Origin of the sequence: Bartonella sp. B10834G3 (genome assembly GCF_016102505.1) — a bacterium.
Taxonomy (GTDB): Bacteria; Pseudomonadota; Alphaproteobacteria; order Rhizobiales; family Rhizobiaceae; genus Bartonella; species Bartonella choladocola.
Window position 1 is genome coordinate 218,377 of record NZ_JACFOM010000003.1, and the last position, 14,201, is coordinate 232,577.

A 14,201-nucleotide genomic window follows, 5' to 3' on the forward strand; every position below is an offset into this window, starting at 1 on the left:
AAACGTCTCGTTCATGTGCGAGTGCACCAAGAAAGAAAGAAAAATCGAATGGCTGCCACAATCAAGGATGTTGCAAAACTTGCCGGTGTTTCGGTTGCCACCGTTTCGCGTGCGATTTCCGGCAAAGTTGTGAGCCATGAATTGAAAAGCAAAGTGGAAGAGGCAATCCTTGCCACCGGTTACCGACCGAACCTTGCCGCCCGCCGTTTGCGGGGACATAGCAATGATATGATAGGCCTTATCATTGCCGACATCAGAAACCCGTTTTTTACCCGCTTTGCCCGCGCAATCGACGACATTGCCAAAACCCGCAACCAGCATGTGATCTTATGCAATACGGATGAAAATCCGGAGCAGGAAAAGGCTTATCTCGATTTGATGGAGGAAGAAAATGTTGCCGGTATTATTCTTGCTCCCACGCTTTTAACGAGCCACAAACACATAACAAGCCGCAAAACGAGACCGGCAAAACTCCAACGCCCGCTTGTTCTTGTTGATCGCAGGCCTGATGAAATGATTTATGATTCCGTGCTTATCGACAATATTGCTGCCGCCAAAAAACTTGTGCATCACCTTTATGAAAATGGCAGAAAACACATTCTTTGCCTTTATGGAGCTGATAGCCGAACCGGCTTTGAGCGGCAGAAAGGCTTTGATGAAGCAATCAAGGCACTTCACCTTTCCGGTGAAAGTGTAGCCATAAAACACGGAAAAGATAATCTGGCGAAATCTTTAAAAAATGCGCTTGCAAAAAATCCCCAAATTGATGCGCTCATCGTCACCAACGGGGTTCTCGCTTTAAAAGCAGCGGCATTTTTAAACAAAGCCGGTATTGTTGTGCCCGATCAACTGGCTTTGGCAGCCTTTGATGACGAACCGTGGATGGAACTTGTCTTTAACGGTATTACAACCATTGCCCAGCCGGTTGGCGACATTGCCCGCGAAGCCTATCATTGTTTGATGGAAAGGCTCGAAAACCCGTTAAAACCGGTGCTGCAAACCGTTTTGAAAAGCAAATTGATTGTTCGCGGTTCGACCTTGAAAGCCTGCCCGACCACAATATGAAAGAAATGAAATAAGGCAGAAGCTTTCTTCTTTTGGCACATTTGACGGTTCGGGAATTTGGTTCACGCCATGATGATTCACTTTCGCCTACGCTTTTGATGAAACTTTATGTGGCAGAAATTGAAATGCTTCAATAAAGCCGCACGGCTTCAACCGGTTGATATAAAAGTTAGACCGGCAAGTAACACCGCCGCTTGCAAGAAAGGTTCAAGCAAAGCAGGCGGCTTGTTATTTGACAGGCGCGATGAAAGCATGGCGCAATCACCCTGACGCCCCCCCGCAAACAATTATAACCGATAAACGGCTGCTAAAGAATTATTGCGGGAGCCGCTTGATAAGGCTTGACGTATCAAGCCGACCACCATTTTCTGCCTGAATATCGGCATAAAACTGGTCGATCAAAGCGGTGACGGGTAAAACCGCGCCATTACTGCGCGCTTCATCAAGGCAGATGCCGAGATCTTTTCTCATCCAGTCGACAGCAAAGCCGAAATCGAACTTGCCTTCAACCATGGTACTGCCGCGGTTCGACATTTGCCATGAACCGGCAGCCCCCTTGGAAATGACATCGAGAACCTCGTTCATATCAAGGCCGGCTTTTTTACCGAAAGCAAGCCCTTCGGCAAGGCCTTGAACAGCACCGGCAAGGCAAATCTGGTTTATCATTTTGCACAATTGCCCGCTGCCGCTTTTTCCCAGCCGCTTCACCGAAATACCATAGGCTTTCATGACATCGGCGGTTTTTTCAAATATGTCCTTCTCACCACCACACATAATGGTGAGTTTGCCATTCTCGGCACCGGCCTGACCACCCGAAACCGGCGCGTCGATAAAACCGATACCGCATTTTTTGGCTTCACCTTCAAGCTCGCGGGCAACTTTTGCCGAATCTGTCGTGTGGTCGACAAAAACACTTCCCTTTGCCATTGTTTTGAACGCGCCATCCTTGCCGGTTGTGACTTCTCTTATATCATTGTCATTGCCGACACAGGCAAAAACAATATCCTGCCCCTTTGCCGCTTCGGCCGGTGTATCGGCTTTTTTACCGTGAAACTCCTCTACCCATTGTTCAGCCTTTTTGGCCGTGCGGTTATAAACCGTCACATCATGACCGGCTTTTTTCAAATGCCCTGCCATGGGATAGCCCATTACACCCAAACCGATAAAAGCCACTTTTGCCATTTTGCCACTCCCTGTTTTGCCGCTTTCCGTATTGCTGCTTTCCGTATTGCTGCCCGATTATTTTCGATTAGTCTGCTTTTATGAAAAATATTCATAAGGCCAATGATCCTGATAGAGTTTATCAAACTCGTCTTGAAGAATATAGTTGTTATCAACAGGAAAAAGAATTGAACCCGAAACAACCGGAAATAGAATGGAGGTTTTCTATTTGCGGTTAAATTGTTTCATTCTTGACCGTGATTTTCCGGGGAAGACCGGATTTTTAAAAAAGCCGGATTTTTAAAAAGACCTAAAATTTTTTAAACAAGACCCGATTTTTTTAAACAAGAATTACGTCTTTTAAAACCGTTAAAAAAAGAAAATGACTGTTTGGGCAAGAAAAAAGGAAGAAACCGGATGATTTCAATTCTAAATGAAATACCACCGCTCACGCTTTAAACAACCGGAGAAGTAAAAACAATATTAAACACCGGAAATTAAAAAAGCAAAATGAAGAAAAACCGATAGTAAAACAAATATTCAAAAGGAAATTCCCTATATGTTTACATGTGATGCATTTGCCGTTGACGGGGCTGACCAGACCTTCCACCCTTTCACATTCGAACGGCGTGACCCGCTCGACCATGATGTGGATATTGAAATTCTCTATTGTGGCGTTTGCCATTCCGATCTTCACACGGCGCGCAGTGACTGGGCGGGCACGATTTATCCTTGTGTGCCAGGTCATGAAATTGTCGGCAAGGTGCGCCGCGTGGGCAAAAAAGTAACCCGTTTCAAAGAGGGTGACACGGTGGGCGTGGGCTGCATGGTCAATTCCTGCGGAACTTGCGATTGCTGCCGTGCGGGACTTGAACAATATTGCGAAAAGGGCAATACCTTGACTTATAACAGCCCCGACCCTGAAACCGGAAAAGACCGTTATACTTTCGGTGGCTATTCCAAACGCATTGTGGTGAACGACAATTTTGTTCTCGCAGTGCCGGAAAATCTTGATCTTGCAGGAGCAGCACCGCTTCTTTGCGCAGGCATTACCACCTATTCACCATTGCGCCACTGGAAAGCCGGTAAAGGTATGAAAGTGGGTGTTGCCGGTCTTGGTGGTTTGGGACATATGGCGGTGAAACTTGCCCACGCTATGGGAGCCGATGTGACGATGCTTACCACTTCGCCTTCCAAAGAAGCCGATGCGCGTCGTCTTGGTGCCCATCATGTGGTTTTGACACGCGACAGCGAAAACCTCGCAAAAGCGGCAAAAACGCTTGATCTCATTATCGACACCATTGCGGCCAAGCACAATATCGACGCTTACCTCAACCTTCTTAAAGTCAATGGCACATTGGTGCAGGTTGGTGCACCGGCCGAACCTTTGCCGGTTGGCGTTTTCAACCTCATTACAGCACGTCGTTCGCTTGCCGGTTCGGCCATTGGCGGCATTGCCGAAACACAGGAAATGCTGGATTTTTGTGGCAAACACAACATTACCGCCGATATAGAACTTATCAAGGCACAGGAAATCGACAAAGCTTATGAACGCATGCTCAAAAGCGATGTGAAATATCGCTTTGTCATCGACATGGCGTCATTCTGAAAACGCTTGTGTTCTAAAAATTTAATTCCGGAAAACGGTTTTCAGTCGAGAAAGCGGGGCTTGTTATTAGCCCCGCTCACAACAAGCCCTGTTGACGCCCGATTTCAGCGAGCGGGCAATGTTCATGTGCTTTCAACCGGCAAAGCCCATGTGCTTTCAAACAATAAAGTTCATGTGCTTTGAAAATATGTTTGGAAGACTATTTTTTTTGGCAGCGCATTGAAACATTCATTCAAAAAAACCGGAATTGATAACGAAACCCCATTTCAAGGAAATAAAACAATGGAAATCAAAAGAAGTGGAAGCCGCCCTTCCGGCAAAGTTCCGGAAGAATTTTTTACCGGTCGGGTGAGACTTGATCCGGCAATCGACCCGCATGAGGGGTCTAACCTTCTTGCCGGTCATGTCACCTTCGAGCCGGGAGCACGCACGCATTGGCACACGCACCCGAAGGGACAGGCTTTGATTATCACCTTCGGGCGCGGGTTTATCGGCCGTGAAAATGGAGAAGTGAAAGAAGTTTTCGCCGGTGATATTGTCTGGTTTGAACCGAATGAAAAACATTGGCATGGAGCAGCGCCCGATACAGCAATGTCACATTATGCCATACAGGAAACGGTAGATGGCAAAAGTGCCGACTGGATGGAAGAAGTGACCGACAAGCAATATAAGGGACAATAAAAACAAACTAAAATTTCAAAACTCTCCATTTCATCAAAACTGTTACTTCATAAAATGCTACAAAACCGGCAAGAAACTTGATTGCCCCCCTTTGGGGGCAGATGCTGCGCAAGTTTTCTTGAAAAGTGTGACAAAGTTTCTTGTTTTTTTGGAAACTGTTACAAAGTTTCTTGCCGGAAAGAAAAATTGACATTCTGAAAGCCCCTCGCCCTCAATGCGTGTTGCATCAATTCAAAGTCGTTTTTTTAAAACGCTGGTTTTTTGAACATTCAAAACTTTGAAAAGCCGCTTCATATTTTGCTTTTCCGCCCGCCTGTTTTTCCAAAGCCGATCCGTAACCAATCCAATCAATTGTCATGTTGCAAACTTGCGGCGGGCAAAGCCCCGATTTTTTAACAGACAAGAACGGGAAACAACAGATAATGCCGGATGAAAGAGGCTTGAAATCTTCGGCTCTTTTCACGGATTTTCTTTCAATTCAGCTCTGATTTTCGCCGTTTTTCGCTAATTTTCTTCATTATTGTTCATAATATTTCAACAAAATAACAGTCATTCTGTTCAATAAATTTCGCGTCTGATCTCGAATAGAACGGCGATTCCCGTTCCGATTCGCAAATATATTTTATTTCACCCCTATAAATAAATAGTATAACGATAGTTGAAAAACTTTTCACATGCCTGAAGTTGCATTTAATATATTATAATTTTATTTTTTTCCGCTTCTAAGTGATTATTATTAAATGTTTTTTACAGTATATTTGAACTATTCTAAAACTTGAGTATTGACATTAGGTTTTAATGTCTCTCTAAACTGTTTGTTAATTCTATACTTTTTTATTCAACTTTAAATTCGAGGGATTGTTTATGTCGATCGGACGCAGTGAAGGAGAACATTTTTCAAACGATCAGGGATTCGTGGCTTGTCAGAATTCGATGACGGAGAAGAAAATTCTGGATGGCCAAAGGGACATGGCTGCCCAAAGTTTCAGAGCGGAAAACGAAACGGATTGGGGGCAAAAATCCGGTGCGGGTCGAAGCTTCAATGAGGCAAAAGGTTTCGGCGCGGGTCGAAGCTTCTGTGGGAGAAAAGGTTTCAGCGCGGGTCAAAGCTTCAGTGGGGCAAAGAGTTTCGGTGCGGGTCAAAGCTTCTCGGAGAGAAAAGGTTTCGGCGCAAGCCGGAAAATGTTGGTTGCACTTAGCTGCAGCACAATTTTTTCAATGAGCCTATTTTTTGATGGCGCAGCCCTTGCCGAGACAGTCAATGACGAAGTGAAAATTGCCAATAATGGCAAACAGAGCAAGCCTGTCAGTGCACAAAACAAACAGAAAGCTGTTAAAGACAATGCGGCGAAAGAAAACGGCGGGGCGACTGTTGAAGCTTCTTCTTCTGCTTCTCCTGCGGCTTCTTCCGGTAATGCGCCACTTGCCAATGAAGGCACGATGTTACGCCAAGTGGTGGTGAGTGCGACCGGCTTCGAGCAGAATGTGAAAGATGCGCCTGCCAGTATTTCGGTTATTCCGCGCGAGGAAATCGAAAAAGGTTCGTTCCGCGATTTGACCGACGCATTGAAGAATGTTCAGGGCGTTGCCGTGACAGGGACAGCCGCCGAACAGGATATATTCATTCGCGGTCTTCCCGGTGCTTATACGCTTATTCTGGTTGATGGCAAACGCCAGAGCACGCGTGAAGCACGCACCAATGGCAATTCCGGTTTCGAGCAGAGTTTCATTCCACCGGCGGCGGCTATCGAGCGGATTGAAGTTGTGCGCGGGCCGATGTCTTCGCTTTACGGGTCGGATGCGATGGGCGGTGTTATCAACATCATTACCCGAAAAGTACCGCATAAATGGACCGGTTCCTTTACCCTTGACGGTACGGCAAACCAGTACAGCAAATTCGGCAATACAGCTCAAGGAAGCTATTATGTTGGCGGCCCTCTGGCGCCCGATGTTGTGGGAATGCAGCTTTGGGGAAGAGGCTTGGGACGCGAAGAAGATGATATTATTTCCGGTTCGCCGAAGAAAAAGGAAATCGACATTACGGGCAAGGTTACTGTAACGCCGAACGAAAACAATGACCTCACCTTTGAAGCCGGTCACACAAGGTTGCGCCGCTATAGTTCGGTGGGGCACAATATCGAAAGAACCGAAAATATCAGCCGCAAACCGGTTGATACCTATAACAAGAATGATCGTGACCATTGGGTTATCGGCTATACCGGCCGTTACGGCTTTACCACTGCCGATTTTTCCGTGTTGCAGGAAACCGCAAACCGTACCAATTACACATGGGACAGCCCGACCCACGATTATGTTGCCAATTTGCGTTCGCCGGAAATAAGAAACACCGTGGTGGATGGCAAATTTACCACCCCGTTCGACATTTTTGGCCGCCACACATTGGTAACCGGCGGGCAATTCAACCGTGGGGCATTGACCGACCAGAACCCCGGTATGCGCACCGGACTTGATGAAGAGTTCACCATTGAACAATGGGCGGGTTTTGCCGAAGATGAATGGTGGTTGACCGATACATTCTCGCTAACCGGCGGGGTGCGTATGGACCACCACCAGATTTATGGCGAACATTGGAGCCCGCGCGGTTATGCTGTTTGGCATGCCACCGACAATCTTGTTTTCAAAGGCGGTGTTTCAACCGGCTTCAAAGCACCGGAAATTCGTGAAATTGCCCCCGGTTATGCTTATACAACCGGTGGCGGTAACTGTTTTTACGGGCGCAATCCCCCGAAAGGGCGCAACCGCTGCGGTGTGATTATCGGTGCCGACAATCTGGAAGCGGAAAAAAGTACCTCTTATGAATTTTCTACCATTTGGGACAATCTTGATAATCTCGAATTGGGGGCAACCTATTTCTACACCGATTTCAAAGACAAAATCACCAACCGGCAGGTTCTCGACGCCAATGGCAAACAGGTTGAATGGTCGGTTGACCCGAACTATGTGCTTTATGAAAACCTCAATATCGATGATGCTGTGATGCAGGGGGTGGAGCTTACCGGTTCATGGAAACCGATTGATGTTTTGACCTTCCGTTCCAACTACACCTACACCCATTCGGAACAGAAGAGCGGCGATTATGAGGGACTGCCTTTGGCAAGAACGCCCAAACACATGGCGAATGTGCGTGCCGAATGGCAAACGCCGATTGAAAAGCTCGAAAGTTTTGCTGCCGCAACCTATCACGGCAAGGAAACCAATGCGGGTTTCAGAACCGGTACGGCCGGTAAGGCGGTTTACAAAGATGGTAAAGTTGTAGGCCGTGAATATGACGATTATTTCACCTTCGATATTGGCGGTTCTTACGCTTTTTCCGAAAATGTCAAACTGAATGCCGCAATCTACAACCTGTTTGACAAGCGTGTGGGTGTTGACCAGTTCAATGATGTGGTGGAAGGCCGCCGCCTCTGGCTGAGCATGAACTCGCAATTTTAAAGCCAGGATGAACTCTTGAAGGACAGAATTAATTTTGAAAGTTCATGGCTGATGAAAAACATCAAAAACATCATGCGCCGGTTTTTTAAAAACCGGCCTTCCCTGTTTCCGGCAAATGCTCTTTTTACAAAGAATGTTTTTGCTCCGGCAAATTCTTTAACTCCGGAAAACGCTCTTTTTCCGGAAAATGTTTTTGTTCGTGAAAAATCTTTGGCTTTGGCAAAACTTGAAAGTTTGGCGGAAGCCGGAAGTTTGGAACGCTGCTTCTCCGGAACACGCCGGTTTATTTCAAGCCCCCGCTTTGTGAGGGAAAAACAGGGGGTAAATGTTCGGGTAAAAAGAATGGGAATTGTTACGGCTGAAAAGACGGGAATTGTTCCGGCAGAACGGGCAGAAAATGTTCCGGCTAAACGGGCAAAAAATGTTCTGGTTGAAAGGACGGGAATTGTTACGGCTGAAAAGGCAGGAGATATTCGGGCAGAACGGGCGGGCGCTTGCAGCTTGCAAGCCTTGCGATTTTCCTGCTTTTCACTTTCCCGCATTCCACTTTCCTGCGTTCCATTGTCCGGTTTGTCATTTTCCAGCTTTCCATTTTCCCGCTTTTCACTTTCCCGCTTGAAAATGCCTGCTCTTTTTGTTGCCAGTCTTTTCTTTGGCCTTTCCTGTAGTTTTGCGAATGCGGAAAACGACAATACAGAAAAAATGCGCATCCTCACCAAAGATATAGAAGTTTCTTTTGTGGATGGAAATATTGCTTTGTTACCACCTGAAGCGGCAAAAATTCCGGCCGCTAACAAACAAGATGAAAAGGAAAACAACACAGAAAGCCTGACAAAAACCGGCAGGGAAAAGTCGGACGAGCTAAAAACAAGCGACGGGTTTAATGGCGCCGACAGTCACGCTTCGGGCGGCGTGGTTTCTGAAAATGCTCATGAAAAAAGTGCTCAAGGGACAAACACCGCACAGGCAACAAATGAAGAAACAAACAAGGCCGGAAAGGGTAGCGAAAACGGCGAGATAAGGCGCTATCGCCTGTTTATCGCTGTGCCGGAAAAGCAAGCACCAAGAGAGGGCTTTCCGCTTGTTTTACTCCTTGATGGCAACACAACATTCAAGCCCGCAATCGAGGAAGCGCCCGATGCCGTAATTGTGGCGATCGGTTATCCGACAGACGAGAAAAAAGAGATTGTGAAACGCCGTTTTTATGACCTCACCTCTTATGCACCGGCCGATAAAATTCCGCTGCGTGAAGGCATGGAAGCGCCAAAAACCGGCGGTGAAAAAGAATTTCGCAGCATTATTGAAAAAAAGATTTTGCCGGAAATATTGATAGAATTGCCGGTCAATCGCGACAATGTCACGTTCTTTGGTCATTCGCTTGGCGGGCTTTTTGTGATGAAGAGTTTTTTATCGGCGGGCAATCACGGTTTTTCCACCTATTGCGCTGCCGACCCGTCTATCTGGTGGAACGGGCATGAATTTATGGAAAAACTTGCCGCTTATAACAAGCCGGAGGGGTTAAAAACGCGGCTATTGATTGAAACATCGGGAATTAAAACCCATCATAAGAGTGTGACTGAGCCGGATAAAAAGCCGGTTAAGGATTTACATTCCGGCCCGAATGGCAAAGATGTTTCAGAGATTTTGAGAAAGACAAAGGCAGTTGACAACACGTTTTACAGCTTTTCCGATAAAAACCACGGCACAATGCTTGCGCCTGCGATCAAAGATTGTCTGCAATTCGCGTTGAATGCGAAAAATTTCAAACCACAAAGGTCACCCGCAAACTCCCTTCAACCAGTCGAAAAGAAATGAGGTAAAAATGATTAATAGACGCAATACTCTCGCCGCACTGCTCTTTGGTGCACTGGCTTCCGTTCTGTCATTCCAATCACCGGCAAGTGCCGATGTTGTCATCAAACATGCCGCCGGTGAAACCTCTATTCCCGATAGTCCGAAACGTGTTGTGGTGTTCGACCTTGCCACGCTCGACAATATGAATCGGTTAAAAATCGACAATATTGTGGGTGTACCGGAAGGGATAAAGCCGAAATATCTTGAGCAATATAATGATGCAAAATACACCAAGGTCGGAACCTTGTTTGAACCCAATTACGAGACAGTGGCAAGCCTGCGCCCCGATCTTATTATTATTGCCGGCCGTTCGGCTCCGAAATTCAACGATCTTGCAAAGATTGCCCCGACAATCGATTTGTCAGTCAACAATAATCACTATCTTGCCGATGTTGATCGCAATGTGACAATTTTAGGCCAGATTTTTAATAAACAGAAAGAAGCCAAAGACGAAATTGACAGTCTTAACAAAAAGCTTGAAGGGTCAAGGAAGCTTGCGGCTGACAAAGGAACAGGTCTCCTTATTCTGACCACCGGTGGCAAAATTTCAGCTTTCGGCCCCGGCTCGCGTTTCGGCCTGTTGCATTCCGGTTTCGGTGTCAAACCGGCCAATGACAAACTGGAAGTGGGAAATCACGGGCAGATGATTTCACCAGAATTTATTTTGGAAACCAATCCCGACTGGTTGTTTGTGATCGACCGTGATGCAGCCATTGGCCGCGAAGGGGAATCGGCTGCAAAATTGCTCGATAATGCCCTTATCAACAAAACCAAAGCGGCAGAGAACAAGCATATCGTTTATCTCGACCCGCAAAACTGGTATCTTATCGGCGGCGGGCTTTCGGGTCTTCATGAGACAGCCGATCAACTTGATGACGTATTTTCCAAAGCAAAATAAGCATTTAGCCTGTTGTTGACTGAAAAAGTCATGAAACGGGTTGATTGTTTCAAGCTTTAACGCTTAAACATCGGAAGCAGCAGATTGGTCTGCCGGCTTCTGATGTTTTTTAATCGGGTAAAGATTGACGTGCGCTCTCTTATTATTGGCATAACGGTTATTATCGTCCTGTCGATTATCAGTATGTTTCTGGGATTTTCCAGTGTCACCCTCTCCGGCCTTCTTGCCGGTGACGAGCACAGCTTTCTTGTATTTTTTCAAACCCGCGTTCCGCGCACCATTGCACTTATTCTTTCGGGCGCTTCCCTTGCCCTTGCCGGCATGATTATGCAAATGCTGACAAGGAACCGTTTTGTTGAACCTTCGACAGCGGGAACCGTTGAATCGGCCTCGCTCGGTATCCTTGTGGTGATGATATTTGCCCCCGGTCTCGATGTGATTTTGAAAATGCTGGTGGCAGCCCTGTTTGCGCTTTTCGGCTCGCTCATTTTCATGTTTTTATTGCGGCAAATACCGCTTAAATCTGTGCTGATTGTGCCGCTAACGGGTATCATGCTCGGCTATGTGATTGGCGCGCTCACAAATGGCATTGCCGATCAGGAAATGCTGTTGCCATCGCTGCAATCCTACCTTTTTGGCAGTTTTTCCATGGTGGTTGAAGGCAAATATGAACTATTATGGCTGTCGCTGCCGCTTTGCCTTGTTGCCTATCTTGCGGCCGACCGTTTTACCGTTGCCGGTTTCGGCGAGGATTTTTCCAGTAATCTCGGCCTTGATTATAAAAAAGTTATGCTTTTCGGGCTTGTCATTATTTCCATGATAACGGCAACCGTTATCTGCACCGTCGGGCGGATCCCCTTTATCGGCCTTGTCGTGCCCAATATCGTCTCTATTGTCATGGGCGACAATATGCGCCGCACAGCACCTTTTGTCATGATAACCGGTGCGGGACTAGTTTTGACATGCGACATTCTTGGACGGTTGATGAGCAGATCGGCCGAAATACCGGTTGGAACCATTATGGGTGTGCTTGGCAGTGTGCTTTTCATTGCACTTCTCTTGAAATGGAGAAAGCGCCTTGGCTAGAAAAATACCGGAAAATAAAAAGCCCGCTTTAAAAGGCGAGAGGCCACAGACTGACGGAAAAGACGTTGCCGGAACAAATCCGGTGAAGTCCGGCATGTCCACGCCCGACCTTCTTGAAAGAGATCATATCGAAACAGCAATTGGTGAGGATAATTTTACAAAAACAGAAATTATCGAAACGGATACCAGCGCACCGGATAATCAAAGAAATGAGATTGTCGAAGCCGATATTGTCGAAGCGGAAATTGACGAAAAAGATATTGGCGAAGCCGGAATTGGCGAGGCAGGCCTTGACGAAGTAAAAATCCCGAACAAGAAAGCGGACAGGGATTTGGGTAAGGAAGCGGAAAGGGACGCAAGCGGGGAAGCAGGCAAAGAAGCAGGCGGGGAAGCAAACGAGGACGCAGGCAGAGAAGCAAACGGGGACGCAGGCAGAGAAAAAGGCAAGAAAGCAAGCGAGGAAAATGCCGCAGCTTTATCCGGCTTTATCAGCACGGATGAAGCAAATTCTTCCAAAACGGCTATTACCGGCAGTGGTTCCGCAGATTTGAGCTTCAGCAAAACCGGACATTCAAGAAAAATCCGCTCGACACTGCCGCTTCTCATCGGTCTTGGTGTTGTTGCTGCCATTTTTATTGCGCTTTACCTTTCATGGAATATGTCGGTTGTGATCTGGCCGTTCCGTTTGGGTAAACTCGTTTCGCTTATTCTGATTGCCTATACCATTGCTGTTTCAACAGTGCTTTTCCAGACGGTTTCCAACAACCGGATTCTTACCCCCTCGATTATGGGGTTTGACCAGCTTTATATTCTCATCCAGACGGTGGTGGTTTATTTTGTCGGCTCGACCGTTATTTACGGGGTGAGCGACGAAGTGCGCTTTATCGTTGTGGCGCTCATTCTGACACTGTTTTCGACAAGCCTTTTCACATGGCTCTTTTCGGGAACCATCAAGGGGCTGCATATGACGCTTTTGATCGGCGTTGTGTTTGGCGGCCTGTTTTTCAGCTTGCGCATGTTGTTGCAACTGCAACTGAACCCCGATGAAGCGGTCAATCTCACCGATGTGATGTTTGCCAATTTCAACCGCTTCAACACCAATCTGATCGGCATTGCAGTGATTATTGTTGTGATTGTTTCCCTGTTCGGCTGGCGTATGCGCTATCTTTTCGATGTGCTGGCGTTAGGGCGCGATATGGCAATCAATCTCGGTGTCGATTATAAACAGGCTGTCACGCGCATTCTCGTGCTGGTTTCGATTATGGTTGCCGTTTCAACTGCACTTGTGGGGCCGGTCACCTTTTTCGGCCTTCTGGTTGCAAGCCTTGCCTACCAGTTTACGCCGACAGCCAAACATATGAGCGTGTTACCGGTTGCCATTCTGCTTTCGATTATTTTCCTGGTCGGCGGACAATTCATTCTCGAACAGCTTTTCAATATGGCAAGCCGGTTGAGCTTTATTATCGAATTTGTCGGCGGCATTGTGTTTTTGACCCTGCTCATCAAGGGAAAATTGAGATGATTGAAATTAGCCATGTATCCAAAAGCTATGACGACAATAGCATTATCGAGGATTTGTCACTTGAAATCCCTAAAGGTGGAATGGTTTCGATTATCGGCCCCAATGGTGCGGGTAAATCCACCCTTCTAACCATGATAAGCCGCCTGTTGCCGATCACAAAGGGCACAATTACCGTTGACGGAATTGATGTGACAAAGGCCAAAGGCTCCGATTTTGCCAAACGGCTTTCTATTTTGCGACAGGAAAACACTCTCACAGCGCGCATCACCGTGGAAGATCTTGTAAGCTTCGGCCGCTACCCCTATTCACATGGTGTCTTGACAAAAGAAGACAAAACATTTGTCGATAATGCCATAAGCTATCTGGGGCTGGACCCTTATCGCAAACGTTTTCTTGACGAATTGTCGGGCGGGCAGAGACAACGCGCTTTTGTTGCCATGGTGATTTCTCAAAACACCGATTATATCCTGCTTGACGAGCCATTGAACAATCTTGATATGCGCCATGCCGTTTCAATGATGAAGCGGCTTCGCAACGCGGCCGACGAATTGGGCAAAACCATAATTATGGTAATGCATGATCTCAATTTCGCCTCCTGCTATTCCGATCTCATTATTGCTTTGAAAGAAGGAAAACTCGTCTATTCCGGTGCACCCGAAAATATCATGAAAGATGAAATCCTTTCGGCAATTTATGACATCGACATCAAGGTCAAAGATATAGACGGGCAGAAAATCGCTGTTTATTACCGCTAGATCGACTTTTTAAAAAAACTCTGCCACCCGAAAACTTCGGGGGTGTAGAGACAAACTGAAAAGTCGTAAGAAAAGGCTGCTCGAAGAAATCAAAAGCAATGAGCGGGAAAGGTGAGG

10 protein-coding genes are annotated in these 14,201 nt (G+C 46.8%); 9 read left to right on the forward strand and 1 reads right to left on the reverse strand.

The annotated features are described in order from the left end of the window. The first annotated feature begins 48 nt into the window (after positions 1 to 48). Positions 49 to 1,065 (forward strand): LacI family DNA-binding transcriptional regulator, encoded by a 1,017-nt coding sequence (locus H3S94_RS10035; RefSeq protein ID WP_198240946.1) that lies wholly within the window; start codon positions 49 to 51, stop codon positions 1,063 to 1,065. A gap of 315 nt (positions 1,066 to 1,380) precedes the next feature. Here the strand turns inward: H3S94_RS10035 and H3S94_RS10040 are convergent, their stop codons facing one another. After that, positions 1,381 to 2,247, reverse strand: a complete 867-nt coding sequence (locus H3S94_RS10040) for an NAD(P)-dependent oxidoreductase (protein WP_198231517.1) — start codon at positions 2,245 to 2,247, stop codon at positions 1,381 to 1,383. A gap of 538 nt (positions 2,248 to 2,785) precedes the next feature. Between H3S94_RS10040 and H3S94_RS10045 the strand changes: the two genes are divergently transcribed. From H3S94_RS10045 to H3S94_RS10080, 8 genes are all read left to right on the forward strand, one after another. Then, positions 2,786 to 3,835, forward strand: a complete 1,050-nt coding sequence (locus H3S94_RS10045; protein WP_198240947.1) for an NAD(P)-dependent alcohol dehydrogenase — start codon at positions 2,786 to 2,788, stop codon at positions 3,833 to 3,835. A gap of 282 nt (positions 3,836 to 4,117) precedes the next feature. Next, positions 4,118 to 4,516 carry a cupin domain-containing protein gene (locus H3S94_RS10050; RefSeq protein ID WP_198240948.1) on the forward strand — a complete coding sequence of 133 codons (399 nt, stop codon included), beginning with the start codon at positions 4,118 to 4,120 and terminating at the stop codon, positions 4,514 to 4,516. 864 nt (positions 4,517 to 5,380) lie between these two features. Further along, positions 5,381 to 7,969, forward strand: coding sequence for a TonB-dependent receptor domain-containing protein (locus H3S94_RS10055; protein WP_246791217.1), 2,589 nt, complete (start codon positions 5,381 to 5,383; stop codon positions 7,967 to 7,969). A gap of 15 nt (positions 7,970 to 7,984) precedes the next feature. After that, on the forward strand, positions 7,985 to 9,784 hold the full coding sequence (locus H3S94_RS10060; protein WP_198240949.1) for an alpha/beta hydrolase: 1,800 nt from the start codon (positions 7,985 to 7,987) through the stop codon (positions 9,782 to 9,784). 7 nt (positions 9,785 to 9,791) lie between these two features. Further along, positions 9,792 to 10,721 (forward strand): siderophore ABC transporter substrate-binding protein, encoded by a 930-nt coding sequence (locus tag H3S94_RS10065; protein ID WP_198231522.1) that lies wholly within the window; start codon positions 9,792 to 9,794, stop codon positions 10,719 to 10,721. A gap of 102 nt (positions 10,722 to 10,823) precedes the next feature. Further along, positions 10,824 to 11,807: an ABC transporter permease gene (locus H3S94_RS10070; RefSeq protein ID WP_210328017.1), complete on the forward strand. Its 984-nt coding sequence runs from the start codon at positions 10,824 to 10,826 to the stop codon at positions 11,805 to 11,807. A gap of 658 nt (positions 11,808 to 12,465) precedes the next feature. After that, positions 12,466 to 13,329, forward strand: a complete 864-nt coding sequence (locus H3S94_RS10075) for an iron chelate uptake ABC transporter family permease subunit (RefSeq protein WP_198231662.1) — start codon at positions 12,466 to 12,468, stop codon at positions 13,327 to 13,329. Next, positions 13,326 to 14,084, forward strand: coding sequence for an ABC transporter ATP-binding protein (locus tag H3S94_RS10080; protein WP_077993208.1), 759 nt, complete (start codon positions 13,326 to 13,328; stop codon positions 14,082 to 14,084). Before H3S94_RS10075 ends, H3S94_RS10080 begins: the two co-directional genes overlap by 4 nt. The last annotated feature ends 117 nt before the right edge of the window (positions 14,085 to 14,201 follow it).